This is a genomic window from Solwaraspora sp. WMMA2080 (genome assembly GCF_027497395.1).
GTDB lineage: Bacteria > Actinomycetota > Actinomycetes > Mycobacteriales > Micromonosporaceae > Micromonospora_E.
Map to the genome: position 1 here is coordinate 5,243,871 of NZ_CP114910.1, position 24,571 is coordinate 5,268,441.

The window sequence follows — 24,571 nt, forward strand, 5'->3', positions numbered from 1 at the left end:
ACCGCGTTCGGCAATCCAGTACGCTCGTACTGCTAACACGAGTTTCCGAGAGGAGCGCCGGTCGATGGCGAAGATCAAGGTAACCAACCCGGTCGTCGAGCTCGACGGCGACGAGATGACCAGGATCATCTGGAAGCAGATCCGGGAGCAGTTGATCCTGCCCTACCTCGACGTCGACCTGCACTACTACGACCTGTCGATCCAGTACCGCGACGAGACCGACGACCAGGTGACGGTGGACGCCGCGAACGCGATCAAGCAGCACGGCGTCGGCGTCAAGTGCGCCACCATCACCCCCGACGAGGCCCGGGTCGAGGAGTTCGGCCTCAAGAAGATGTGGCGCTCCCCGAACGGCACCATTCGGAACATCCTCGGCGGCGTGGTCTTCCGCGAGCCGATCATCATGTCGAACGTCCCCCGGCTGGTGCCCGGCTGGACCAAGCCGATCATCATCGGCCGGCACGCGCACGGCGACCAGTACAAGGCCTCCGACTTCGTGGTGCCCGGGCCGGGCACGGTGACCATCACCTACACCCCGGCCGACGGCAGCGCCCCGGTCGAGATGGAGGTCGCCAACTTCCCCGGCGGCGGTGTCGCGATGGGGATGTACAACTTCGACGAGTCGATCCGCGATTTCGCGCGTGCCTCGCTGCGCTACGGCCTGGACCGCGGCTACCCGGTCTACCTGTCGACCAAGAACACCATCCTCAAGGCGTACGACGGCCGGTTCAAGGACATCTTCGCCGAGGTGTACGAGGCCGAGTTCGCTACCGAGTTCGCCGCCGCCGGGATCACCTACGAGCACCGGCTGATCGACGACATGGTCGCCGCCGCGCTCAAGTGGGAGGGCGGCTTCGTCTGGGCCTGCAAGAACTACGACGGTGACGTGCAGTCGGACACCGTCGCCCAGGGCTTCGGTTCACTGGGGCTGATGACCTCGGTGCTGATGACCCCGGACGGCCGTACGGTGGAGGCGGAGGCCGCGCACGGCACGGTGACCCGGCACTACCGGCAGTGGCAGAAGGGCGAGAAGACGTCGACCAACCCGATCGCGTCGATCTTCGCCTGGACCCGGGGTCTGGCCCACCGCGGCAAGCTGGACGGCACTCCGGCGGTGACCGAGTTCGCCAACACGCTCGAGCAGGTCTGCGTCGAGACCGTCGAGGCGGGTCAGATGACCAAGGACCTGGCGCTGCTCATCGACCGTAACGCTCCGTGGTTGACCACCGACGAGTTCATGGCGGCTCTCGACGGCAACCTGGCCAAGCGGCTGGGCGCCTGAGCCCTCGGGGCTGAGCGTCCGAGCACTCGGCCGGCACCGTCACCGGACCCTCCGGCGAATCGTTGAACAGGGTGGACGTGGTGCCAGTCGCGTCCAAGGGGATCTTCCGGTGGCGGTCGCCCTGAGCAACATGACGCTGACGGTCGATCCTCGGCTGTGAACCAGCAGCCTGCCGTCCCTTCCCTGCGGGGGGCCCTGTCCCGGGCCCCCCGCAACCACGTCCGGCGCGGTCAGACACGTCGGGTCCGGTGGAACGCGTCCCGGCCCGGTCAGGCGTCGCGCAGCAGCGCCGCCGCCTGTTCAGGCCGGACGTCGTTGATGAACACGCCCATCGCCGACTCCGAACCGGCCAGGTACTTCAGCTTGTCCGCCGCCCGCCGGATGGTGAACACCTGCAGATGCAGGTAACCCAGCTCCCGTTCGTGACGCACCGGCGCCTGATGCCACGCAGCGATGTACGGCGTACCCTGCCGGCTGTCGAAGAGCCGGTCGAAGCGGCGCAGCACATCCAGGTAGAGCGGCCCGAAGGCGTCCCGTTCGGCGTCGTCCAACGCGGCGATGTCCGGCACCCGGCGGTGCGGCGCCAGGTGCACCTCGAACGGCCAGCGCGCCGCCGCCGGCACGTACGCCGTCCACCGGTCGTTGGCCGCCACCACCCGTACCCCGGCCGCCCGCTCGGCGGCCAGTACGTCCGCGTACAGGTTCTGCCCGCCGGTCGCCTCGGCGTGCCGTCGGGCGGCGGCCAGCATCGACCGGGTACGCGGCGGCACGAACGGGTACGCGTAGATCTGCCCGTGCGGGTGATGCAGGGTCACCCCGATCTCCACGCCGCGGTTCTCGAAACAGAACACCTGCTCCACCGCGTCCAGCGCGGACAGTTCGGCGGTCCGGTCGGCCAGCGCGTCGACGACGGTGCGGACCCGGGTCGGGGCCAGCGCGGCGAACGAGGTGCCGTGCTCGGCGGTGAAGCAGACCACCTCGCAGCGCCCGAGACCCGGCCGGGTCGGGGTGAACGGCGTACCACCGGGGTAGCCGGCCGTCCCGTCACCGACCCGGTCGCTCAGCGACGGGAACCGGTTCTCGAAGACCACCACGTCGTAGTCGTACGCCGGAATCTCACTGGACCGGCCGGGCCGCGACGGGCACAGCGGGCACTGGTCGGTCGGCGGCAGGAAGGTCCGGGTCTGCCGGTGCGCGGCGATCGCCACCCACTCGTCGGTCAACGGATCGTAGCGAAGCTCCGAGGCGGGCGGCGGGGGCGGCAGCTCCCGCCGGTCCGGGCCTTCCCGGACGGCGTCGTCCCGCTCGTCGAAGTAGAGGAGTTCCCGCCCGTCGGCGAGCCGTACCGCACTGCGTTTCACGGCGCTGAGTTCCTATCGGTGTGGGTCGGCGATCGACAGCTCGACGCCGTGTCCGGCCAGCACGTCGCGGGCCGGCGGGGGTAGTCCGGGGTCGCTGACCACCACCTGGGCCGCGGCCAGCTCCGCCATCGAGGAGATGCCCACGACGTCCCACTTGGTGTGGTCGGCCAGCACCACCAGGCGGGCCGCCGCCATGATCAACGCCCGGTTGGTGTCGGACTCCATAAGGTTCGGGGTGGTGTATCCGGCCCGTTCGCTCATCCCGTGCACACCGAGGAAGAGCAGGTCCACGTGCAGGTCGCGAAGGGCGGTCACGGCCACCGGACCGACCAGCGCGTCCGAGGGGGTACGCACCCCACCGGTGAGGATCACCGTCCGGTCGCCCCGACCGTCGCGGTAGAACACGTCGGCCACCGGGATCGAGTTGGTCACCACCGTCAGCCCGGGGACGTCGACCAGCCGGCGGGCGAGCTCCACCGTGGTGGTGCCGGCCGACAACGCCACCGCCCCGCCGGCGACGACCAGGTCGGCGGCGCGCGCGGCGATCGCCGCCTTCTCGGCCTGCTGCCGGGCGGACTTCGCCACGAACCCGGGCTCGTCGGTGGCCCCGGGATCGACCAGGGTGGCCCCGCCGTGGACCTTGGCCAGCAGCCCACGGTCGGCGAGGACGTCCAGGTCCCGGCGGATCGTCATGTCCGAGACGCCGAACTCGACGGCCAGGTCGGTGACCCGTACTCCGCCGGCGGCCCGGACCCGGTCCAGGATCGCCGCCTGGCGCTGCGGCGCGAGCATCAGCACCACGTCCTGCCTCCGCCGGCTCGCACTCAATCCAACAGATGCGAACACTATCGCGCAGGTGCGGCCGAACGGAAGTGCCTCCCCGGCCGGGTAGGCGACGAGCTCATGGCTGGGTGAAGCCGGGTCAGCGGAACGCTTCCGCCACCGCGCTGCGCCAGACCGGCGGACGGCCGAGCCAGTCGGTGAGCCGTGCGTCGTGCGGGGCGTAGTGGTCGGCCAGCTCCCGACGGGTACGGGCACCGGGCGGCTCGACCGGCAGACCGTCGGACGGTGCGCCGGGTGCTCCGTCGACCACGGCCGGCGAGTCCGTCGGCCGCGGCAGCCACGGCACCTCGTCCAGCCTCGGCAGGCCGAGAAAGTCCAGCACCTCGCCGTACACCCTGGCCGGTGTGGTCCACAGCCGTTCGGCCTCCACCAGGCAGATCCGCTCCCGACCCACCTGGCCGGCCAACCGGTCCAGGTAGGTGGCGTACTCGCCGCGCTGGCGGTACGCGTGGTGCTGGTGGGCGAAGCTGCGGTACCCGGCCTCTACGCCGAGGCGTTCCTCCTGCCCGCGTAGCCGCGCGGACTCCAGCGCCAGCGCCCGAGCGAACGACGGCTCCGGCTCGTGCCCGGCCAGCCGTTCCACCCGGAAGTGCGACCAGGCGCGGTCCACCGGATCGCGGACCAGTACCAGAAGCCGCACGTCCGGCAGGTCCCGGGCGATCCGCAGTGCGGCGTACGGGTGGTAGAGGTAGTAGGTGCTGGTCTCGAAGGCGCTGGCGGTGCCGCCGTGGCGTCGTTGCAACCGGCGGGCGGCGCGCTGGCGGGGGAAGTGCCCCCGGTACCAGTCGATGCCGCGCTCGTACGAGGTGTCGAAGAAGCTCACCCCGTCGCGCCGGGCCGCCCGCAGCACCAGCGGATGAGCGGCCAGTATCCGGTGCAGCCCGGCCGTCCCGCACCGGTGCCCGCCGCAGATCAGGAACGACGGCAGCACCCGGTTCGGGGCCGTCCACCGCCCGTACGACCAGGACCGGGTGGGCACGATCCGACGTAGCGGCTCGGGAATCCGACTGCGTAACGGCATGTCGCCTCTCCTGTCCTGCCTGGGCGGCTGTCCTGCCTGAGCAGCGTAAAACGCTATCTATCGGATAACGCTGCCGCTACCCGGACAAGCGTGGCCTCTCGGCTGACTTGCCGTCATCTGCAGAAAAGGCGACAAAGGAGGATGTCGTGGGTCAGGCCGACTTCAGTCGCGGCTCCACCCAACCCGTTTCGGTGAGGTGTTGCAGCACCGTCTGCACGCCCTGCTCGATGCTCATCTCACTGGTGTTCAGCACCAGGTCGGCATCAGTCGGCTCCTCGTACGGATCGTCGATCCCGGTCATCCCGGTCAGCTGGCCGGCCCGCGCCTTGGCGTACAACCCCTTGCGGTCACGGCTCTCGCAGACCTCCAACGGGGTCGCCACCCAGACCAGCAGGAAACCGGCTCCGGCGTCGTTCGCCATCTGCCGGGCCACCGCCCGGGCCTGGGCGTACGGTGCGATCGGGCAGCAGATCGCCACCCCGTGGTGCCGACCGACCTCGGACGCGACCCAGCCGATCCGACGGACGTTACGGTCCCGGTCCGTCTTGGAGAACGTCAACCCGGCGGAGAGCTCCCGGCGTACCACGTCCCCGTCGAGCAGCGTGACGGTCCGGTCGCCGCTCTCCCGCAGCGCGTCCGCCACCCCCCGGGCGATGGTCGACTTGCCGGAGCCGGACAGCCCGGTGAAGAACACCACCAGGCCACGGTGCCGGCGCGGCGGACGGGCCCGGGCCAGCTCGCGGGCCACCGCCGGCGGGGTGTGCCACTCCGGCAACGGAAAACCCCGGTCCAGCAGGTCGTCGATCTCCTCCTGGTCGAGCGCCAGCCGCCGGTTGCGCGGCGGGATGTCGTCGCGCCAGCGCCACTGACCGTCCCGGTTGTCGTAGGCCAACTCCCGGGGCACCAGCACCCGTGGGCCGCCGCCGGAGAGCATCTCGCCGGTGGACAGCAGATGGGTGACGCCGTACGCGGCGGCCACCCGGGCCCGCAGCAGCGCGTCCCGGATCTCGTCACCGCGCCGGGTCAACGGCACCGCGACCAGCGTCGCCGGTGGCATCCGGTCCCGGGCCGCGAAGACACTGCGGACCAGCACCTCCGGCGGCAGCCCGCTGACCCCGCCGTCAGCGACCGGGATCAGGATCAGCAGATGCGCGGCGAGGGTACGGGCGGCGTGCGCGATCTGGGCCAACTGCGGTCGGTGCAACGGGCGGTCGGCGATGACCCCGAGCACCCGTCCCGGGGGCAGCAGCGCGCGTACCTCCGCCGGGCTGCGCCGTAGCCGTTGGAACGGCCCGCCGGTGCCGTCGCCGAGCTGGCGCACCCGGCCGCCGACCGCTGAGAAGCCCTCCCGGCTCGGCCAGGCGTCGGTGACCTCCAGCGCGGCCACCGGCGCGCCCTCCGGGTCGGTGAGCACCAGGACCCGCAGCAGCGGATTCGTCAGATCGAGCCCGGCGACCAGGCCGGCCGGCACCTCCAGGGTGACCGGCACCGGCCACGCGGTGCCGTCGGCCAGCCGGCCGCGACTACGCAGCGAGGCAAGATCGGCCCGGGTGTGGAAGCCGGTCAGCGGGGCGTACGCCTCGGACAGGATCAGCTCAAGGTCGGCCAGCTCGAACGGCCGCGGCGTGTACGCCGGCGCGTCCCGTAGCACGTCGTCAGGCAGCACCCAGCCGTCGGTCATCACACCCCCCAAATGGATCGAACTCACAGTTTCGCAGCCGTCCGGCCGTCGGTCGAGACTGGCACGGCGAGTTCTGCCACCATCGCGGGATGTCGACCATCATCGCGGGATGTCGACGGCTCGCCCGGGGCCGAACCAGAGCAACGCTTGGCTTCGGGCTCGTGGTGTCACCCCTAATGGCAGGGCGTGGGTGCTCCTCAGGGAACCTCCAGGGGGAAACCCCATCCCACGACGTGCCGGCAGTCCATACGCTGGCCGGGTGACTCTCATCGCGACCGATGCGCTGACCAAGACGTACGGCGGGCGGGTGACGGCCCTGGCCGACCTGACCGTCGAGGTCCAGCCCGGCATCGTCGGCCTCGTCGGGGCCAACGGTGCCGGCAAGTCGACCCTGATCAAGATCCTGCTCGGCCTGCTCGCGCCGACCAGTGGAAAGGCCCGCGTACTTGGGCTGAACCCCGCCACCGACGCCGACGCGGTCCGTGCCCGGGTCGGCTACATGCCGGAGAACGACTGCCTGCCACCGGACCTCAGCGCCGCAGAGTTCGTCACCCACCTGGGGCGGATCAGCGGCCTGCCGCGCGCGGCGGCCCGGGAACGGGCTTCCGAGGCGCTGCGCCACGTCGGGCTCTACGAGGAGCGCTACCGGCAGATCGGCGGCTACTCCACGGGCATGAAGCAGCGGGTCAAACTGGCCCAGGCGCTGGTGCACGACCCGGATCTGCTGCTGCTGGACGAGCCGACAAACGGCCTGGACCCGGCCGGCCGCGACGCCATGCTGGCCCTGGTGCACCGGATCGGCACCGAGTTCGGCATCTCGGTGCTGGTCTGTTCGCACCTGCTCGGCGAGGTGGAGCGGATCTGCGACTCGCTGATCGCCATCGACGGCGGTCGGCTGCTGCGCTCCGCCCAACTGTCCGACATGACCACCGCCAGCGACGTGCTGGCGATCGAGGTCAGCGAGGGCACCGAGGCGCTGGCCGCCCGGCTGGCCGCGGCCGACCTGCCGGTCAGCCGGGAGGGCCAGCTGCTGCTGGTGCCCGCCGAGACCGGCTCCGACGCGTACGACCGGATTCTCACCGCGGTCGTCGAACTCGACCTGCCGCTGCACCGGCTCGACCAGCGCCGGCACCGGGTCGCCGAACTCTTCGCCACCACGGAGGACTCCCGTGTCAACGTCTGACCAGCTCACCGCCGCCCGTGGCAGCGGGCCGACGTCGGCCGGCCTGGCCGCTGCGGGCAGCACCTCGACCGCTGCGCCGGGCGGCGTCATCCACGACATCGGATACCAGCGCTACACCGGAGCCCGGCTCGGTCGCCGGCACGTCGTCGGCGCGCTCTACGCGCACAGTCTGCGTACCGCCTTCGGCCTCGGCCGCAGCGCCAAGGCCAAGATCTTTCCCTGGTTCATCGTCGGGGTGGTGGTCGTCGCCGCCGCCGGCCTGGTGGCCGTCCGCGCCCAGATCGGCCAGGTGCTGCTCAGCTACGCGCAGTTCGCCGACACGATGAGCTGGCTGGTGATCTTCTTCGTCGCGGTGGTCGCCCCCGAACTGGTCTCCCGCGACCTCGGCAGCGGTGTACTGCCGCTGTACTTCTCCCGGCCGCTGCGGCTCGTCGACTACCCGCTGGCCAAGTTCGCCGCACTGGCCACTGCCGTGTTCATGCTGCTCGGCGCGCCGCAGCTGGTGATGTTCCTCGGCGGCGCGTTCACCACCGACGCCGGCTGGTCGGGGGTGTGGGACGAGGTCACCGACCTCGCGCCGGGCCTGGCGTACGCCGTGCTCTGGGCGGGCGTGTTCAGCGCGATCGGCCTGGTCATCGCCTCGGTGACCGGCAAACGGGCGTTCGCCGCCGGCGGCGTGGTCGCCGTCTTCCTGATGACCACCCCGATCGTCGGCGTGCTGTCGGTGCTGCCGTCGGTCACCGCCAACCAGCTCGCCGGGCTGGCCGCCCCGTCCAGCCTGGTGCAGGGCACCGGGATCTGGCTGTTCCGGGACGCCCTGGTGACCGAGGCCGGCACCGGTCAGGACCTCGGCGGCTTCGGCCCGCTGTACGGGCTGGTCACCCTCGTCCTGATCGCCGGCTGCATCGCCGCCCTGATCGCCCGCTACCGGAAGGCGGCCCGTCGATGACCACCTCAACCTCGACCTCCAGCCCGGCCGCCACGCCCCCGGCCACGCCCGCCGCGACCGGCGCCACCGCCGCTACCGGCCCCGCCGGCCGCCCCGCCGCGATCGAGCTCGCCGGGGTGTCCCGCTGGTACGGCAACGTCGTCGCGGTCAACGATGTCAGCATGGCCCTCGGTGCCGGGGTCACCGGCCTGCTCGGCCCGAACGGTGCCGGCAAGACCACGCTGCTGCACATGATGGCCGGCTTCCTGCCGCCATCGCGGGGCACCGTCACCGTCGACGGCGAACCGACCTGGCGCAACCCGGGCGTCTACCGCAAACTCGGGCTGGTCAGCGAACGGGAGGCGGTGCACGGCTTCCTCACCGCGTACGAGTTCGTGCTGGCCAGCGCCCGGCTGCACAAGCTGGCCGACCCCGCGGCCGCCGCCCGGCGGGCGATCGAGCTGGTCGAGATGACTCCGGCGCAGGACCGGCGGATTGGCACCTACTCCAAGGGGATGCGCCAGCGCACCCGGGTCGCCGCCGCGCTGGTGCACGACCCGACGGTGCTGCTGCTCGACGAGCCGTTCAACGGCATGGACCCGCGCCAGCGGATGCACATGATGACGCTGCTGCACTCACTCGGCGACGCCGGCCGGACCATCCTGTTCAGCTCGCACATCCTGGAGGAGGTCGAGCAGGTTTCCGGCACCGTCCAGGTGATGGTCGCCGGCCGGCTGGCCGCCTCCGGCGACTTCCGCAGCATCCGGCGGCTGATGACCAACCGGCCGCACGTGTTCGCCGTACAGTCCAGCGACGACCGGGCCCTGGCGGTGGCACTGCTGCGCCACGACTCGGTCACCGGCGTCGACCTGCCCAAGGGCGGTGGGATCACCGTACGGGCCGGTGACTACGGCAGCTTCACCCGCGCCCTGCCCCGGATCGCGCTGACCGAAGGGATCCGGGTGCACCGCCTGCTGCCGTCGGACGAATCCCTGGAGAGCGTCTTCTCCTACCTCGTGGAGGCCTGAGAGCCGTGAACTCGACCGTCATGTGGATCACCGCGCGTGGGCTGTTCGGCCGCCGCCGGTTCCTGCTCCTGCTGCCGCTGCCGGTGCTGGTGATCGCCCTCGCCGTCCTGTGCCGGTGGCTCGGTGTCGCGCCGGGTAACTGGGCCCAGCCGGTCCTGATCGCGCTCGGCCTGGCCGTGGTGCTGCCGGTGGTGGCGTTGATCGTCGGCACCGGGGTGCTCGGTTCGGAGATCGACGACGGCACCATCGTGCACGTACTCAGCAAGCCGCTGCCGCGCTGGCAGATCGTGCTGCCGAAGCTCGTCGTCGCGTTCGGTGTCACCACGCTGACCGTCGCGGTGCCGCTGTACGTCGCCGGGGTGCTCGCCGAATCGGTGCGCCTCGGCCTGGCCCTGGCCGCCGCGAGCGCCGCCGGAGCGCTGGCGTACTCGGCGCTGTTCGTGGCGCTGAGCCTGGTCACCCGCCGTCCGGTGCTGCTCGGCCTGGTCTACGTGCTGATCTGGGAAGGGCTGCTGGGCAACATCGTCTCCGGCACCCAGGTGCTCTCCGTCCAGCAGTACGTGGTCACCTTCGCCGACCGGATGGCCGCCACGACACTGTTCGACGGCCAGGTGTCGGTCACCGTATCGGTGATCATGACCGCAGTGATCGCGGTGCTGTTCACCCTGCTCGCCATCGACCGGCTCCGTTCGTTCAGCGTGGCCGGCGAAACCAGCTGAACCCGACCGCACCGAGCGGCTCGCATCGGGGGTGCCCGGGCCGGCCGACCAGTCTCCCCGCTGGTCGGCCGGCCCGGCCGCGTCTGCCGTGCGCCAGCCCACCACGTCTGCGGTGCGCCGGCTCAGGTGTCAGCCGGTGTTGCGCATGCCGGCGGCGATGCCGTTGACCGTGGTCAGCAGGGCCCGCTCCAGCGCGGTGTTGTCGCTCGGCGCCCGCCGGGCACCCGGCGCGGTCGCCACCGTCCGCGTCGCCGCCCCCGAGTCGCGGTACTGCCGCAGCAACGCCACCTGCAGGTGGTGCAGCGGCTCCAGGTAGGTGTCCCGGACCGCGAGGGTGCGCTGCAGCACGTTGTTGTTCTGCAGCAGACTCGACGAGCCGGTGATCGCCAGCACCTCGCGTACCGTGCGTTCGTACTCCTCGGTGATCTTGTCGAAGATCGGCTGCAGCGGACCCGGCACCAGCGTCTCCACGTAACGCCGCGCGATGCTCAGGTCGGTCTTGGTCAGCATCATCTCGACGTTCGACAGGAACGTGCGGAAGAAGTGCCACTGCCCGAACATCTCGCCCAGCACGTCGGACAGACCGGCCTCGCGGGCGGCGGCCAGCCCGGAGCCGACCCCGAACCAGCCGGGCACGATCTGCCGCGACTGGGTCCAGCCGAACACCCACGGGATGGCCCGCAGCCCACCCAGCCCGGCGCCGGTGTTCGGCCGCTTCGCCGGCCGGGAGCCGATGTTGAGCGCGCCCAGCAGTTCGGTCGGGGTCGCCGCCCAGAAGTACGCCGGCAGGTCCGGGTCCTCGACCAGCGAGCGGTAGCAGCGGAACGCCGAGTCGGAGACCACGTCCATCGCCGCGTCCCAGTTCTCCAGCAACTCCAGCGGCTGGCGCGGCTCGGTGTGCAGCAGCGTCGCCTGCAGCACCGCCGCGACCGTCAACTCAAGATTCTCCCGGGCCAGGGCGGGGATCGTGTACTTGTCGGAGATCACCTCGCCCTGCTCGGTCACCTTGATCGAGCCGTCCAGGGTGCCGTACGGCTGGGCCAGGATCGCCTCGTGCGTCGGCCCGCCGCCCCGGCCGACGGTGCCGCCGCGACCGTGGAACAACCGCAGCCGTACGCCGTGCCGGGCCGCCACATCCCGCAGTGCCCGCTGCGCCCGGTGGATCTTCCACTGACTGGTGGTGATGCCGGCCTCCTTGTTGGAGTCGGAGTAGCCCAGCATCACCTCCTGCACCTCGCCGCGCGCGGCCACGATCGCCCGGTACGCCGGCAGCGACAACAGCTCGTCCAGCAGGTCGCCACCGGAGTCCAGCTCGGCCGGGGTCTCCAGCAGCGGCACGAAGCCGACCCGGGCCAGCCCGTTGTGCACGTCGACCAGGCCGGCTTCGCGGGCCAGCACCGCAGCGGCCAGCACGTCGTCGGTGCCCAACGTCATCGAGATGATGTACGACTCGACGACCTCCGGGCCGAACCGCTGCTGCGCCTCGCGGATCGTGCCGAACACGTTGAACGTCTTGCGCGCCGACTCGGTCAACGGAACGTCCATGCTGGACAGCGGTCGCCGGCCGGTCAGCTCGTCGGCCAGCAGCTTTGTCCGCTCGGCCCGCGACAACGAGTTGTAGTCGGTCACTTCGCCGACCCGGGCGTACATCTGGGCCAGCACCGCGTGGTGAGCCTCGGCGTGTTCGCGTACGTCCAGCGTCGCCAGGTGCAGACCGAACGCCGACACCGTGCGGATCGCAGACGCCAGTTTGCCGACCGCGGTCAGCTGACCCGAGTTGCGGGCCAGCGACGCCCGCATCAGCTCCAGATCGGACAGCAGCTCGTCGGAGCCGCGGTAGTCACGGCCCGGCACGTGCGCGGTGCCCCGGTTGAGCCGCAGCCGGGTGTTCGCCAGCTTCGCCTTCACGCACCGGGCCTTCAGCCGGTACGGCTCCTCCGCGTTGGTACGCCGGAACCGGGGCGCCACCTCGGGCAACGCGTCCAGGTCCTTGGCCAGGCTGGCCGACAGGTCCAGCGAGACGCCGCGCAGCCGCCGGGACACCGACACCTCGTTGATCAGCGCGTCCATCGCCTCGTCGGTGGCCTGGATGCCGTGCTCGTGCTGGATCATCAACACGTCCCGGGTCACCGCCGGGGTGACGTACGGGTTACCGTCCCGGTCGCCGCCGATCCAGCTGCCGAAGGTCAACGGCCGTGACGTCGGTGAGGTTTCAACGCCCAATCTGCGCAGCGTGTCGGCGAGGTCGTCGAGTACCTGCGGGGCGGCGTCGGCGTACAGGTCACGCAGGTAGTAGACGGCGTTACGGGCCTCGTCGGTCGGGTCCGGGCGGTCCAGCCGCAACTCGTCGGTCTGCCAGAGCAGATCCAGCAGCTCGGCCAGGCGCCGGCTGCTCGACGAGGCGTGTTCGCTGGCCCCGTACAGCACCGCCTCGGACATCTCCACGTCGAGCTCGTCGGCGACCGCCCGCAGCTTCGACAGGATCGACCGGCGGGCCGCCTCGGTCGGATGCGCGGTGAACACCGGGCGTACCGCGAGCCGGCGGGCGGCGGCGGCGATCTCGTCGGCCGACACTCCGCGAGCGGAGATCAAGGTCGCGGCCTTGTCCAGCCAGCCACCCTCGGTGGCCCGGCGGCGGCGCAGGTCCCGGGCGCGGTGCACCTGCTCGGTGATGTTCGCCAGGTGGAAGTAGGTGGAGAAGGCGCGGGCCAGCTTCGTACCCGTCGTCACGTCCATCGCGGCGAGCCGGGCCGCGGCCGCCTCGGCGTCGCTCCGTACCTGGGTACGGATTTCCTCGACCAGGTCGAGCAGCGGCTGGCCCTCCTGCCGGGCCAGCGTTTGGCCGAGAAGGGTGCCGAGCCGGCGGATGTCGGCCCGCAGCGCCGCGTCCGGCCCGTCATGATCCTGACCGCTGCCAGCAGCATCGGTGCCGGCCTGCGTGCTGCCGGCCTGGGTGGCGCCGGGTTGCTGGGCGTTTGCGGGTTGGGTGGCGGCGAGTTGCTGGGCGTCGGGCATCGGGTTTGCGGACAGCTCAGTCACTGGGCGCTCCTCACGCGAGTACGAAGGACGGCGCTGTCCGACAACTTGGATGTTATCGGCCGTCCCCCCGGCCACGGGGAAACTGGTGAGTCTTGTCTCAACGTTCGGCGTACCGTCCCGAAATGTCCCTATAAAACCCCTCCTGCTGCTTGCGCCTACTGCGCTCTTCGGAGCTTCTGCTTCTCTTGTCCGTTGTCTGGGCGAGGTCGGGTCCACGCTCTGCAAGATCATGTGAGCGCTATGGACGTCTCGGCGACCCTGAGACGTCCATAGCGCTCACATGATCTTGGCGTCAGCTGTGGTCGGCGACCGTCCGGCGATCGCCCGGCGGACACTATGAGCGAGCTGTTCTTTTTGTCGGAGCACCTCGTCGGCCGTGCAGCGCACCACCAACCAGCCGGCCGCCTGCAGCGCGTTGTAGCGAGTCACGTCCCGGCGGAAGGTCATGCGTTCCCGGTGGTGGTCACCCTCGTATTCGATGGCGATCCGCCACTGCGGGTAAGCAAGGTCGACGCGGGCGATGAAGCGGCCTCGCGGTCCGGGGCGCGCTGCCGACGACGCCACCCCCGGCGGCGGAAGGCGCACCTCGTACTGTGGGGTCGGGCGAGGCAGGCCGGCGTCGTGCAGTAGGAGCCGGAGCCGTGACTCCATCGGCGACTCGGCCAGCGGCTCGGCGAGCGCGACGAGTCCGCGCAGTTGAGCAACGAGGCGCGCACCCGCTTTGGTGTCGAGGTAGCGGGTGAGGGCCTCGCGGCTCAGCAGGCGCCGGTGCAACATGGCGTCGAGTGCGGCGAGTGCGTCGGCGCGGGGCAGCAGCCTGCCCAGATCAAACGCGGTGCGCACCTCGGTGGTCATCGGTATGTCGTTGAACAACGTCGTGACGTCGGTCGGAGCGAGCGTGGCGTAGGTGACCGCGATTTGTCGGTTGGGTTTCGGTCGAGTCGATCGGGGCAGGGTGACGTGCACCGGGCTGCGGCGGGGAAGCAGGTCGACACCGCAGAGGTACGCGGCGCTCAGCCCGCTGATCGCCCCGCCGATCGGCAGTTTCACCGCGACCGCCTCGCACCACATCCGGTGGTCGTCGGGGTCGTACGACGCTGCCTCCACGTAGACGTCGGGAAGCAGCCGTTGCCAGGCAGGGCCGCGGAGCATCCGCCAGGTGATCAGGCCAGCAGCCACCGCTCGGCTGCCGGAGAACGGGGCGAACCTCAACTCGCGGGGGATTCTGGCGGCGACCGGCATCGGCAGAGCCTGCCGGCCAGGAACGACTTCCCGCTGCCCCGGCGGCCGGTTACGTCACCGATCCGACTGTTCCCGCACGAAGACACCTTCGCCTTGGCGGCCTTCGATCAGACCTTCGGCCTTGAGGATCAGCAGAGCCGTCCTGACCGAGCCGTACGACACGCCGTAGTGCTCGATGAGCCCTTGCGTCGTCGGCAGCTGGTCACCGGGTCGTAGCTCGCCTGAGCGAATCTGGGCTCGGATGGCGGAAGCCACCCGTTCGTACTTCGGCGTGGTCATGTCGGTTGGTCTCCCTGGCTCGCAGCGCCAAGTAGACCACTGAAGATCGACAGCGTCTATTACGTCGACAGTGTCGACAATGTCGACGCTCTGTCGTAACCTCGGTACTGCTCTCCTTGGCTCGCAACCGGGTGGAGCAGGACTTTGTAGGCGGCCCGGGTGGAGTTGGCGCGCCGTGATCCCGGGCCTTGACCGGGAAGGACCCCCGGCCCATGAGCAATCTACCGAAGCGTGCCCATCCGCCGTGGTGTCTGCGCGGCCTCGACTGTGCCACCACGCCCGACAGCGCCGCCTGGCACTCGTCTCGCCTGCACCGCGTCCCGGCAGCGGAGCACCCCTGCCTGGACGTCGCCGTCGGCCGCTGGCAACTCGACCCGGCCGAACCAGCGCAGGCGGCCCGAAGGCAGCCGACCGGCGCGACCGGTACGGCGGCGGTGCTGGCTGGCGGCGTACTACTGGAATTTCGGCTCGGTGGCGCCGTCGACCAGTGGCCGGTCGACGGCGCGCAGGCGCTCGCCCTGACCCGGCTCATCCCGCGACTGCTGCGCGACGACGTCGCGCCCCGACGCCGCCGCGCAGCCTGACGAGGTACCGGCTGACGGTCGAGGCCGGCGCGTCGCCGGTCGGCGACCGTAGGTTCAGTACGGTCAGTCGACGATGGCGTACGCGTGGACCGGCGCGGTGTCCAGCCCGGCGAACATCGGCGGTACGGCGCTGAACCGGAACCCGTACGCCGGTAGCTCGCCGAGCCCACGTAGGTGCTCGACGATCGGGATCCCGGCGGCCAGCAGGATGCTGTGCGCCGGCCGGGCACCGTTGGCCGAGGGTGCGGTGTCGTCGATGTTGATCGAGTCGATGCCGACCAGGGCAACCCCGGCCGAGGCCAGCAGCTCCGCCCCGTCTGCCGTCAGGTACGGGTGGTCCGGGTCGGCGTACCGCTCGGTGCCGAAGTGTGCCGACCAGCCGGTGTCCAGCAGCACCGCCCGCCCCGCCACCGCGCCGCCGGCGGCCGTACCGTCGCCGGCGGCCGTGTCGCCGACGACGGCAGCCCCGGCCAGGTGCGGGCGCAGCAGCGCGGCGTCCACCGCTCGCATCGAGGGCGGCACCCGGACCACCACGCCGGGGAGATCAGCCAGCTTTTCCAGCGGCAGCCCGGCCAGGTCCGCCCCGTCGGACCAGCGGTGCGACGGGGCGTCCAGGTACGTGCCGGTGTTGCCGATCATCGTGATCTGGTTGATCCGGAACGTGGTGCCGGCCGCGTACCGCTCGGCCGAGGCCTCCCGGCTGAGCCACTCGGTGATCGCCGGGGCGGGTAGTCCCGGATAGGTGACCATGCCGTCCCGGACGACGTGGCTGAGTTCGACGAACCGTTTCTTGGTCGGTGTGCCCATGTCCGGCGAGGTTAGTGGGTGAGGGCGGATCGGTGGGCGGATAGGCTGGTAGGCCTGACCCCCCCGCCCGGACCGGGCGTGGGGTTGTCGTCGCGTGCGCGCCGCCGAAGCGCGCACCACAGCAAGGCGTATCCCACCGCGAAGGTTGTGATCATGACCGCGCTCGCCGGCCTGCTCAGCGCCGCCCTCGCCGATCCCGCCCTGACCCGGGTACGGGATCTGGCCAAGATCGCCACGCCGGAAAAGGACGGGTTGGACGTCACCGCGCCGCCGGCGCTGCGTCCGTTCACCGTCGCGGCGGTGGCCGCCGAGGCGCAGGCGGGCGGGGCGGGGCGACCGGTGCTGGCGGTCACCGCGACCAGCCGGGAGGCCGACGACCTGGCCGCCGCCCTCGGTGACCTGCTGCCGGCCGGCCAGGTGGCGGTCTTCCCGAGCTGGGAGACGTTGCCGCACGAGCGGCTGTCGCCCCGCTCGGACACTGTCGGGCGGCGGCTGGAGGTGCTGCGCAGGCTCGCCCATCCGGATGCCGAGTCGGCGCGCGGGGTGACCGGTGCGCTGCGGGTGGTCGTGGCCCCGGTACGCTCCGTGCTGCAGCCTCAGCTCAAAGGGCTCGGTGACCTGGAACCCGTCCAGCTGGCACCGGGACGGGCGGCCAGCCTGGAGGAGGTCGTCGACCGGCTGGTCTCGATGGCGTACGCACGGGTCGACCTGGTCACCAAGCGCGGTGAGTTCGCGGTTCGCGGCGGCATCCTGGACGTGTTCCCGCCGACGGACGAGCACCCGTCCCGGGTCGAGTTCTGGGGCGACGACGTCGAGGAGATCCGTACCTTCGCCGTCGCCGACCAGCGCACCATCGAAGCCGTCGACCGCCTGTGGGCACCGCCGTGCCGCGAGTTGCTGCTCACCGAACCGGTCCGGCGGCGGGCCACCGAGCTGGCCCAGCAGCACCCCGAGCTCGGCGAGATCCTGGACAAGCTAGCCGAGGGCATCCCGGTCGAAGGCATGGAGTCCCTCGCCCCGGCCCTGCTCGACGGCACCGACAGCATGGAGCTGCTGCTGCACTGCATGCCGGCCGACACGCACGTACTGCTCTGCGACCCGGAGCGGATCCGCACCCGGGCGCACGATCTGGTCCGTACCTCGGCGGAGTTTCTCGAGGCCAGCTGGGCTGCGGCCGCCGTCGGTGGCCAGGCCCCGATCGACCTGGGCGCGGCCGCTTTCCGCGCCCTGGCCGAGGTACGCGCGGTGGCCGCCGCGCTCGACCAGCCGTGGTGGACGCTGTCCCCGTTCGGCCTGGCGGAAGCCGACAGCGCGACCGACCCGGCGTCTGACGTCGCGCCGTGGGAGGACGCGCTGGCCCCGGTGAGCGTCAGCCCGGACGTCGGGGACGCGATGGCCTTGGCCGCCGTCCCAGCGCCGCTCTACCACGGCGAGACCGCGCGGGTCGTCGACGACCTGTTGCGCTGGACCGGTGACGGTTGGTCGGTGGTGCTGGTCTTCGAGGGGCACGGGCCGGCGCAGCGCTCGGTCAGCGTGCTGCGCGACGCCGGGCTCGGCGCGACCCTCACCGAGACCGTGCCAAACGCGCCGAAAGCCGGCGAGCTGATCGTCACCTGCGGCCGGGTCGGCAACGGTTTCCTCGCCGAACGGGCCAGGCTCGCCATCGTCACCGGCGCCGACATCAGCGGCGGCCGGGGCGCGTCCACCAAGGACATGCGGAAGATGCCGAGCCGGCGGCGCAACACCATCGACCCGTTGGAGCTGCGCGCCGGCGACCACGTCGTGCACGAGCAGCACGGCATCGGCCGCTACATCGAACTGGTGCAGCGCAAGGTCAACGGCGCCGACCGGGAGTACCTGGTCATCGAGTACGCGCCGGCCAAACGCGGCCAGCCCGGCGACCGGCTGTTCGTGCCGACCGACCAGTTGGACCAGCTGTCCCGCTACGTCGGCGGGGAGCAGCCGACGCTGCACAAGATGGGCGGCTCGGACTGGCAGAAGGCCAAGACCCGGGCCCGTAAGGCGGTCCGGGAGATCGCCGCCCAGCTGATTCAGCTGTACGCGGCCCGCAAGGCCGCCAAGGGGCACGCGTTCGGCCCGGACACCCCGTGGCAGCGGGAGCTGGAGGACGCCTTCCCGTACACCGAGACTCCGGACCAGCTGGCGGCGATCGACGAGGTCAAGGGCGACATGCAGCAGTCGACCCCGATGGACCGGCTGATCTGCGGCGATGTCGGTTACGGCAAGACCGAGATCGCGGTACGGGCGGCGTTCAAGGCGGTACAGGACGGTAAGCAGGTGGCGGTGCTGGTGCCGACGACGCTGCTCGCCCAGCAGCACTACAACACGTTCGCCGAGCGGATGGCCCAGTTCCCGGTCGAGATTCGGCAGCTGTCCCGGTTCCAGACCCCCAAGGAGACCGAGCAGACGCTGACCATGGCCGCCGAGGGCACCGCCGACATCGTCATCGGCACCCACCGGCTGCTGCAGTCGGCCACCCGCTTCAAGGCACTCGGGCTGATCATCGTCGACGAGGAGCAGCGGTTCGGGGTGGAGCACAAGGAGCACCTGAAGTCGCTGCGCACCTCGGTCGACGTGCTGACCATGTCGGCGACGCCGATCCCGCGCACCCTGGAGATGGCGATCACCGGCATCCGGGAGATGTCGACGATCGCCACCCCGCCGGAGGAGCGCCACCCGGTGCTGACCGCCGTTGGAGCGTACGACGACAAGCAGGTCGCCGCCGCGATCCACCGCGAGCTGCTCCGCGACGGCCAGGTCTTCTACCTGCACAACCGGGTCGAGTCGATCGACAAGGCGGCCCGGCGGCTACGGGAGCTGGTGCCGGAGGCTCGGGTCGCGGTGGCGCACGGTCAGATGGGTGAGGACGCCCTGGAGAAGGTGATGGTCGGCTTCTGGGAGAAGGAGTTCGATGTCCTGGTCTGCACCACGATCGTCGAGTCCGGCATCGACATCCCCAACGCGAACACGCTGATCGTGGAGCGGGCCGACCTGCTCGGCCTGGCCCAACTGCACCAGATCCGGGGCCGGGTCGGTCGGGGTCGGGAGCGGGCGTACGCCTATTTCCTCTACCCGCGCGAGAAGCCGTTGACCGAGCACGCGCACGAGCGGTTGTCCACCATCGCCCAGCACACCGAGTTGGGCGCCGGCATGTACGTGGCGATGAAGGACCTGGAGATCCGGGGCGCCGGCAACCTGCTCGGCGGCGAACAGTCCGGCCACATCGAGGGCGTCGGGTTCGACCTGTATGTGCGGATGGTCGGCGAGGCGGTGCAGAACTTCAAGGGCGAGGCGCCCGACGACGCCGAGGCCGCCGAGGTGAAGGTCGACCTGCCGGTCGACGCGCACCTGCCGCACGACTACATCGGCGTGGAACGGCTTCGCCTGGAGATGTACCGCAAGCTGGCCGGGGCCCGCGACGCCGCCGCGCTGCAGGAGGTCGTCGCCGAGATGACCGACCGGTACGGCGAACCACCGGCGCAGGTCGGCAACCTGGTGGCGGTGGCGCGGTTCCGGCTGCTGGCAAAGGCGTACGGGCTGACAGACGTGTCGATGCAGGGCAAGCATGTCCGGTTCGCCCCGCTGGTGCTGCCCGACTCGAAGCAGCTGCGGCTCAAGCGTTACCACCCGGACTCGGTCTACAAGTCGGCCGCCGACCAGGTCAGCGTGCCCCGGCCGACGACCCGGCGGATCGGCGGCGAGCCGCTGCGCGACCAGGCGCTGCTGGACTGGTGCGCCCAGCTGCTGCGCGACGTGCTCGGTGACCCGCCGACCACGGGTGTCGTACTGTCGACGGACAGTGCCCGGGTCGGTGCACCGGCCGGTAGGGGTGCGTGAGAGAGTGTCGTCCATGCAGCGTGTCCGTCGTCTGGCGTCGATCACCGTCATTGCCCTGGTCGGGGTCGCCGCACTGTCCGCCTGTCGGTCGCAGCCCGGGGTCGCCGCCTACGTCGGCGACGAGCAGTACACCGAGGAGCAGGTGACCAGCCTCATCGACGACATGGCCGACCAGCTCGGCGAGCAGGCCGACCAGCAGGGTGCCCCGCCGCTGCCGACTCGGCAGCAGGTGGTCAGCGCTCTGGTGCTCGCCGACGTCTGCGCCCAGCTCGATGCGCCGAGCGGCGCGCAGCCGGTCTCCCCGGAGCAGTTGGGTCTGCCGCCCGCATCGGAGTACGGGCAGACGGCTTCGCAGGCCTGGACCTGTATCGTCGGTCTGCAGGCCGGCGGCCAGGTGCAGCCGACCCGGGAAGAGCTGTTCGACCTGGTCGAGAAGGGCCGGGCCGCTGGGGTGATCCCGGACGAGGTCACCGACGAGGAGGCCGCCGGCCAGCTCGACGGTGAGCAGTTGCGCTCCTCGCTGGCCGCCCGCGATGCGCTCGCCGACGCGGTCGCCGAGCAGGACGTGACGGTCAACCCGCGGTACCGTCCGCTGGAGTTTCCGGTGCTCAGCTTCCAGGCGCCTCAGGGCAACGTGATCGCGGTCGGCATCCCGCTGGGCGACGGCGACTCGGGCACGGTCTCCGAACGGCAGTGAATCCCCGGATCATCCTGCTGGTCACCTCGCCCCGGCTGCCGGCCGGGCTGCTCACCGCGCAGGCCTGGGACGTCGTACGCCGGTTTCCGGTGTTCGCCGCCGCGGACAGTGAGCTGGCCGCGGCGGTCAGCGTCGCCGGTGGCGCTGTCACTGTGCCGGCACCGAAGTCGGAGTCGGTTGAGGAGACGCTGCTGGCGGCCGCCGCCGAGCACGGTACGGCGGTGTGGCTGGCCGGTCCGGCCGGTGACGAGGACCTGGCCCGCCAGCTGGGTCTGCGGCTGGCCCGCGAGCCCGCACTGGCCGAGCTGGAGCTGATGTACGGCTCCTGGGATCCGCCCGGCGCCCGGCTGCTCGACGCGGTCGAGGTGATCGACCGGCTCGTCTCACCGGGCGGCGATCCGTGGAAGCGGCAGCAGACCCACGACTCGCTGGCGCGGTATCTGCTGGAGGAGAGCTACGAGGCGTACGACGCGATCTCCGCCGGTGACCTGACGGCGCTGCGCGACGAGCTGGGTGACGTGCTGCTGCAGGTGGTGCTGCACGCCAGACTCGCCCAGGAGCTGCCGGACGGTGAACGCTGGGACGTCGACGACGTGGCCGGTGGCCTGGTGGCGAAGATGATTCGCCGCAACCCGCACGTCTTCGCCGGTGTCGCGGTGGCCGACGTCGATGAGATCATCGACAACTGGGAGCGGATCAAGGCCGCCGAGCGGGCCGCGTCGGGTGTCGCTTCCGAGGCGGGCGGCACTGCCTCACCGATGGACGGGATCGTGCTCGCCCAGCCGGCGTTGTCACTGGCCGACAAGGTGCTGCGGCGGGCTGGACGCGCTGGGGTCGACGTACCGCTGCCGCAGCCGGACGCGGCCGACCTGAAGCCGGACGGTGCGGCGGATCCGTCGACGCGGCTCGGCGCGCAGTTGCTTGCGCTGGTCGCGCAGGCCCGAGCCGACGGCCTGGACGCCGAAGGCGCGTTACGCCGGGCAGCCCTCGCGTACGCCGCCGCCGTCCGCGCCGCGGCCGGGTGACGACAGTGACCGGGTGACGGCGGTGTGGCGTGGCGTCACCGGTCGGCACCGTCACCGGTCGTCGGCTCGGATACCTCCGGGCGGAGCCGGATGCCGATCAGTTCCAGGGTGAGGAACGTGACGACGCCGAAGAAGAGCGCGATGTCGGCGACGTTGCCGATGAACCAGTCGAAGTACGCGATGAAGTCGACGACGTGGCCCTGCCCGAACGACGGCTTCCGGAACAGCCGGTCGAGCAGATGGGTGAACGCCCCACCCAGCACCAGGCCGAGCGCCGTTGCCCAGGCCCGGGAGCGGGCCCGCCACGCGAACCAGGCGGTCACGCCGACGCCTATCGCGGCGGCGATGGTGAAGATCCACGTGGTGTTCTCGCCAAAGGAGAACGCGGCACCCGGGTTGTAGATCAGTTGAATGCCGAGGGCGTCGCCGATCAGCGGGGTCCGCTCGCCCCGGGTCAGCGTCGCCTCCGCCCACATCTTCGTCAGCTGGTCGACGACGAGCACCGTGGCGGCGATGACGAAGGCGAGCCATGGGGCGCGGCGGGTCCACCGTTGCCGCCGGGGCGCGCGTGCTGCCGTACCGCCGTCGGTCGGTTCGTGGATGCTCTCGTCGGTGCCGGCCTGCTCGTTCATGATCGGTGATTCTCCCACCGCTGCCCGGAAGTGCACAGCCGCGTCGACAGGCTCTCCGGACCCACGCCCGCACCCGGCCCGGCAGGTCGGAGCACGCCACTGGCTCCGCCTGCACGACTCAAGCCTAGGTGGACGGTGCACCTGGCAGGTCGGCTGATGTTGCGAATGGCCACCAAGAGCGTGGCAAGGGGATACCGTTGGGAGGATGTTCCGGCGGGCTTCCCGACTGCGGAGGGTTCGTGGTGTCGCAGTTGTGGTTGTGGTCCTTCGTGGTGGTCGCGCTCGGTGCCGTGCTGTACTTCGTCCGCTGGATGCGCGAGCCCAAGGGCGTCCCGGTCGCCGTGTACCTGCTCGCGATCGTCATCCTGATCTGGTCTGCCATCTGGCACTCGGTGATGGCGCTCGGCGGCGCCCTGACCACGGTCGGCGACCATGCCGTGCACTGGGGGTACTACGCCGACTGGATCGTCACCGCCCCGTTGCTCGGCTACGCGCTGGTGCTGGTCGGAACGCATGCGTCGGCCGGCAGGAGGACCGACCTGGTGGCCCTCGTGGTAGTGACCAGCGTTCCCATGATCTTCTGCGGACTGGTCGGGGACCTGGCGCTCGAACCGACCACGCGGTACCTCGCCTACGGCGTAGGCGTGCTCGCGCTCGGCGCCAACTATGCCGTGATCTGGGGGCCGCTGCGCAGAGCGGCGGCCCAGCAGCCGGACCACATGCGGACTCACTTCAACCAGTTGGCGGCGCTGCTCAGCGCCCTGTGGCTCGGCTTCACCCTGGTCTGGCTGGTGGGGCCAGCCGGTCTCGGCGTGTTCGATGAGCCCACCACGACGGCGGTGTTCGTGGTCCTGACGGTGCTGATGAAGATCGTGTGGAGCGCGTTCGACCTGGGGCGGCTGCGGTTGTTCGCCAACCGGGATGCGCTGCACGTCGTGCATTGAGTGCCGGCCGCTGGCTGCTGCGCCGTGCCGGGCGGGTCGTCGTCCCGGCGTTCGGCGCGGTGCTGCTGATCCAACTGCCGGTGCTGAGCCACCCGACATCAACGGCCGATTCCACGCTGCCGTTGCTGGTGGGGCTGTTACTCGGCCTACCCCACGGTGCCGTTGACCATCTGGTGCCGGCCTGGCTGAAACCCGCCGCCGACGAATGGCGAGCACGGGCAGGTCTACTCGTCGGGTACGTCTGCCTCGCAGTCCTCGTCTGGTGGATCTGCTACCGCGCCCCCGGTCCGGCGTTCGTCGCCTTCCTCATCCTCGCGATGGTCCATTTCGGCGCCGGTGACGAGGCGTTCCACCGGCAACGGGACGCGCGACGAACACCGACTCGGCCGTACGCCGTGCTCGCCTACGGAGCGCCGCCGGTGCTGCTGCCGCTGACGCTCTGGCCGGACCAGGTTGATCCGCTGCTGGAGAGCATCGGCGCCGGTTCGGCGTACCTCCTGAGCACCGAGGCCCGGGTGACTGCCGTAGCGCTCGCTGGCGCGGCGGTGGTCGCCACCATGGTCGACGACCTGCGGGCTGGCCGGCGCGGTGACGCCGGATACCTCGGGCTGCTGATCGCCGTGTTCGTGCTGGTGCCGCCCGCGTGGGCGTTCGGCACCTACTTCGCGGCGGGTCACTCGGTGCGGCATGTGGCCCGGCTGCTGGTGGCCGACCCCGGCAACGCTGCCACCCTGGCCGCCGGTCGGCTCGGTCCGGCAATGTGGCGGTTCGCTGCCCAGGCGGCGATCCCTACCGGGGCCGTACTGGTTGTCCTGGTGCCGTTCGCCGTCTCGGCCACGCCGGAAGTAGGGCTGTCCACTGGTTTCGCGGTGTTGGCCGGGTTAACCGCGCCGCACGCCCTGCTGGTGTTCTGGCTCGACCGGCGCGGCGTCGACTACCCGGCGGGAGGGGGGTCGGTCCGGCGAATCTCGACCCAACCCGATGGCGAGGCCGGTCGCGACGATCAGTACGCCGACGCTCTGCCCGGCCGACGGCGGTTCCCGGTCGAGCAGAGCGGCCGAGACGAGGGTGGCGACCGGCAGCACACCGATGAACATGCCGGCGCGTTCCACCCGAGCCGGCGCAGCCCGGTGAACCAGGCCAGGAACCCCACCACGGTCAGAATCACCGCCAGGTAGCCGAGCGCCGCCGCCTCGGCCGCCGTCGGTAGCCGCCAGCGGGTCGCCTCCCCGGCGACGAGCGCGGCCAGCGCGAAGATCGGCACCGCCAACCCGCAGCTGTACGCGGAGACCCGTACCGCCCCGAGCCGGTCCAGCAGGGCGGCGGCGAGCAGTGAGAACGCCACCTCGCCGGCGAGCGCCCGGTTTCGCTGTCCGCAGCCCGGCTCGGGCCGCCACCACCGGCGGCTCGGCCCGGAC

Annotated in this window: 20 protein-coding genes; 11 read left to right on the forward strand and 9 right to left on the reverse strand. The window is 71.1% G+C overall.

All coding sequences use genetic code 11. The features are described 5' to 3' along the window. The first annotated feature begins 64 nt into the window (after window positions 1-64). The gene (locus tag O7543_RS24015; protein WP_281551801.1) at window positions 65-1,282 is read left to right on the forward strand and encodes an NADP-dependent isocitrate dehydrogenase; all 1,218 of its coding nucleotides are present in this window, start codon (window positions 65-67) and stop codon (window positions 1,280-1,282) included. A 269-nt stretch (window positions 1,283-1,551) separates the two neighbouring features. Here O7543_RS24015 and galT read toward each other — a convergent pair whose 3' ends face one another. From galT to cysC, 4 genes are all read right to left on the reverse strand, one after another. Then, entirely contained in the window at window positions 1,552-2,643 is a 1,092-nt protein-coding gene (gene galT, locus O7543_RS24020) for a galactose-1-phosphate uridylyltransferase (protein WP_281551800.1), read from the reverse strand. A gap of 12 nt (window positions 2,644-2,655) precedes the next feature. Further along, entirely contained in the window at window positions 2,656-3,435 is a 780-nt protein-coding gene (locus O7543_RS24025) for a DeoR/GlpR family DNA-binding transcription regulator (RefSeq protein ID WP_281555718.1), read from the reverse strand. Window positions 3,436-3,565: 130 nt separating this feature from the next. Next, window positions 3,566-4,507, reverse strand: a complete 942-nt coding sequence (locus O7543_RS24030; protein WP_281567255.1) for a sulfotransferase domain-containing protein — start codon at window positions 4,505-4,507, stop codon at window positions 3,566-3,568. A 151-nt stretch (window positions 4,508-4,658) separates the two neighbouring features. Further along, on the reverse strand, window positions 4,659-6,188 hold the full coding sequence (gene cysC, locus O7543_RS24035; protein WP_281551798.1) for an adenylyl-sulfate kinase: 1,530 nt from the start codon (window positions 6,186-6,188) through the stop codon (window positions 4,659-4,661). Between the two features lie 259 nt (window positions 6,189-6,447). Here cysC and O7543_RS24040 point away from each other — a divergent pair, with 259 nt between their 5' ends. From O7543_RS24040 to O7543_RS24055, 4 genes are read left to right on the forward strand one after another with little or no spacing between them, the layout of a single operon-like run. Then, on the forward strand, window positions 6,448-7,371 hold the full coding sequence (locus tag O7543_RS24040) for an ABC transporter ATP-binding protein (protein ID WP_281551797.1): 924 nt from the start codon (window positions 6,448-6,450) through the stop codon (window positions 7,369-7,371). Between the two features lie 43 nt (window positions 7,372-7,414). After that, a complete protein-coding gene (locus tag O7543_RS24045; RefSeq protein WP_281555717.1) occupies window positions 7,415-8,320 on the forward strand; it encodes an ABC transporter permease in 906 nt (301 codons plus the stop codon). Continuing rightward, window positions 8,317-9,327: an ABC transporter ATP-binding protein gene (locus tag O7543_RS24050; RefSeq protein WP_281551796.1), complete on the forward strand. Its 1,011-nt coding sequence runs from the start codon at window positions 8,317-8,319 to the stop codon at window positions 9,325-9,327. The genes O7543_RS24045 and O7543_RS24050 overlap by 4 nt, the downstream gene beginning before the upstream one ends. A gap of 20 nt (window positions 9,328-9,347) precedes the next feature. Continuing rightward, window positions 9,348-10,046 carry an ABC transporter permease subunit gene (locus O7543_RS24055; RefSeq protein ID WP_123606025.1) on the forward strand — a complete coding sequence of 233 codons (699 nt, stop codon included), beginning with the start codon at window positions 9,348-9,350 and terminating at the stop codon, window positions 10,044-10,046. A gap of 129 nt (window positions 10,047-10,175) precedes the next feature. On the opposite strand, the gene ppc is transcribed toward O7543_RS24055, so the two are convergent. The 3 genes from ppc to O7543_RS24070 all read right to left on the reverse strand — a co-directional run bounded on the left by ppc (window position 10,176) and on the right by O7543_RS24070 (window position 14,606). Continuing rightward, window positions 10,176-13,085 carry a phosphoenolpyruvate carboxylase gene (gene ppc / locus O7543_RS24060; protein ID WP_281551795.1) on the reverse strand — a complete coding sequence of 970 codons (2,910 nt, stop codon included), beginning with the start codon at window positions 13,083-13,085 and terminating at the stop codon, window positions 10,176-10,178. A gap of 276 nt (window positions 13,086-13,361) precedes the next feature. Further along, complete coding sequence (locus tag O7543_RS24065; RefSeq protein WP_281567256.1) at window positions 13,362-14,327, reverse strand: DUF559 domain-containing protein; 966 nt, start codon at window positions 14,325-14,327, stop codon at window positions 13,362-13,364. Between the two features lie 54 nt (window positions 14,328-14,381). Continuing rightward, window positions 14,382-14,606, reverse strand: a complete 225-nt coding sequence (locus O7543_RS24070) for a winged helix-turn-helix domain-containing protein (RefSeq protein WP_278173860.1) — start codon at window positions 14,604-14,606, stop codon at window positions 14,382-14,384. Window positions 14,607-14,818: 212 nt separating this feature from the next. On the opposite strand from O7543_RS24070, the gene O7543_RS24075 reads away from it, so the two are divergent. Next, window positions 14,819-15,190 carry a hypothetical protein gene (locus O7543_RS24075; protein WP_281567257.1) on the forward strand — a complete coding sequence of 124 codons (372 nt, stop codon included), beginning with the start codon at window positions 14,819-14,821 and terminating at the stop codon, window positions 15,188-15,190. A gap of 63 nt (window positions 15,191-15,253) precedes the next feature. Here O7543_RS24075 and O7543_RS24080 read toward each other — a convergent pair whose 3' ends face one another. Further along, window positions 15,254-15,997 (reverse strand): cyclase family protein, encoded by a 744-nt coding sequence (locus O7543_RS24080; protein WP_281567258.1) that lies wholly within the window; start codon window positions 15,995-15,997, stop codon window positions 15,254-15,256. A 153-nt stretch (window positions 15,998-16,150) separates the two neighbouring features. Between O7543_RS24080 and mfd the strand changes: the two genes are divergently transcribed. From mfd to O7543_RS24095, 3 genes are read left to right on the forward strand one after another with little or no spacing between them, the layout of a single operon-like run. Next, window positions 16,151-19,855 carry a transcription-repair coupling factor gene (mfd, locus tag O7543_RS24085; RefSeq protein ID WP_281567259.1) on the forward strand — a complete coding sequence of 1,235 codons (3,705 nt, stop codon included), beginning with the start codon at window positions 16,151-16,153 and terminating at the stop codon, window positions 19,853-19,855. 13 nt (window positions 19,856-19,868) lie between these two features. Then, window positions 19,869-20,552 (forward strand): hypothetical protein, encoded by a 684-nt coding sequence (locus tag O7543_RS24090; RefSeq protein WP_281551788.1) that lies wholly within the window; start codon window positions 19,869-19,871, stop codon window positions 20,550-20,552. After that, window positions 20,549-21,577 (forward strand): MazG family protein, encoded by a 1,029-nt coding sequence (locus O7543_RS24095; RefSeq protein WP_281551787.1) that lies wholly within the window; start codon window positions 20,549-20,551, stop codon window positions 21,575-21,577. The genes O7543_RS24090 and O7543_RS24095 overlap by 4 nt, the downstream gene beginning before the upstream one ends. A gap of 35 nt (window positions 21,578-21,612) precedes the next feature. Here the strand turns inward: O7543_RS24095 and O7543_RS24100 are convergent, their stop codons facing one another. Further along, complete coding sequence (locus O7543_RS24100; protein WP_281551786.1) at window positions 21,613-22,209, reverse strand: signal peptidase II; 597 nt, start codon at window positions 22,207-22,209, stop codon at window positions 21,613-21,615. A 239-nt stretch (window positions 22,210-22,448) separates the two neighbouring features. On the opposite strand from O7543_RS24100, the gene O7543_RS24105 reads away from it, so the two are divergent. Together O7543_RS24105 and O7543_RS24110 are read left to right on the forward strand one after the other, a co-directional pair. Further along, on the forward strand, window positions 22,449-23,153 hold the full coding sequence (locus O7543_RS24105) for a bacteriorhodopsin (RefSeq protein ID WP_281567260.1): 705 nt from the start codon (window positions 22,449-22,451) through the stop codon (window positions 23,151-23,153). After that, window positions 23,150-24,331, forward strand: a complete 1,182-nt coding sequence (locus O7543_RS24110) for a Brp/Blh family beta-carotene 15,15'-dioxygenase (protein ID WP_281551784.1) — start codon at window positions 23,150-23,152, stop codon at window positions 24,329-24,331. The genes O7543_RS24105 and O7543_RS24110 overlap by 4 nt, the downstream gene beginning before the upstream one ends. The last annotated feature ends 240 nt before the right edge of the window (window positions 24,332-24,571 follow it).

Bases quoted from the DNA above. Each gene is read 5' to 3' on its own strand.
- O7543_RS24100 (WP_281551786.1), bottom strand. From the start codon at position 22,209: ATGAACGAGCAGGCCGGCACCGACGAGAGCATCCACGAACCGACCGAC.
- O7543_RS24030 (WP_281567255.1), bottom strand. From the start codon at position 4,507: ATGCCGTTACGCAGTCGGATTCCCGAGCCGCTACGTCGGATCGTGCCC.
- mfd (WP_281567259.1), top strand. From the start codon at position 16,151: ATGACCGCGCTCGCCGGCCTGCTCAGCGCCGCCCTCGCCGATCCCGCC.
- O7543_RS24065 (WP_281567256.1), bottom strand. From the start codon at position 14,327: ATGCCGGTCGCCGCCAGAATCCCCCGCGAGTTGAGGTTCGCCCCGTTC.
- O7543_RS24090 (WP_281551788.1), top strand. From the start codon at position 19,869: ATGCAGCGTGTCCGTCGTCTGGCGTCGATCACCGTCATTGCCCTGGTC.
- O7543_RS24070 (WP_278173860.1), bottom strand. From the start codon at position 14,606: ATGACCACGCCGAAGTACGAACGGGTGGCTTCCGCCATCCGAGCCCAG.
- O7543_RS24075 (WP_281567257.1), top strand. From the start codon at position 14,819: ATGAGCAATCTACCGAAGCGTGCCCATCCGCCGTGGTGTCTGCGCGGC.
- O7543_RS24025 (WP_281555718.1), bottom strand. From the start codon at position 3,435: ATGCTCGCGCCGCAGCGCCAGGCGGCGATCCTGGACCGGGTCCGGGCC.
- O7543_RS24050 (WP_281551796.1), top strand. From the start codon at position 8,317: ATGACCACCTCAACCTCGACCTCCAGCCCGGCCGCCACGCCCCCGGCC.
- cysC (WP_281551798.1), bottom strand. From the start codon at position 6,188: ATGACCGACGGCTGGGTGCTGCCTGACGACGTGCTACGGGACGCGCCG.
- O7543_RS24015 (WP_281551801.1), top strand. From the start codon at position 65: ATGGCGAAGATCAAGGTAACCAACCCGGTCGTCGAGCTCGACGGCGAC.
- O7543_RS24080 (WP_281567258.1), bottom strand. From the start codon at position 15,997: ATGGGCACACCGACCAAGAAACGGTTCGTCGAACTCAGCCACGTCGTC.
- O7543_RS24055 (WP_123606025.1), top strand. From the start codon at position 9,348: ATGTGGATCACCGCGCGTGGGCTGTTCGGCCGCCGCCGGTTCCTGCTC.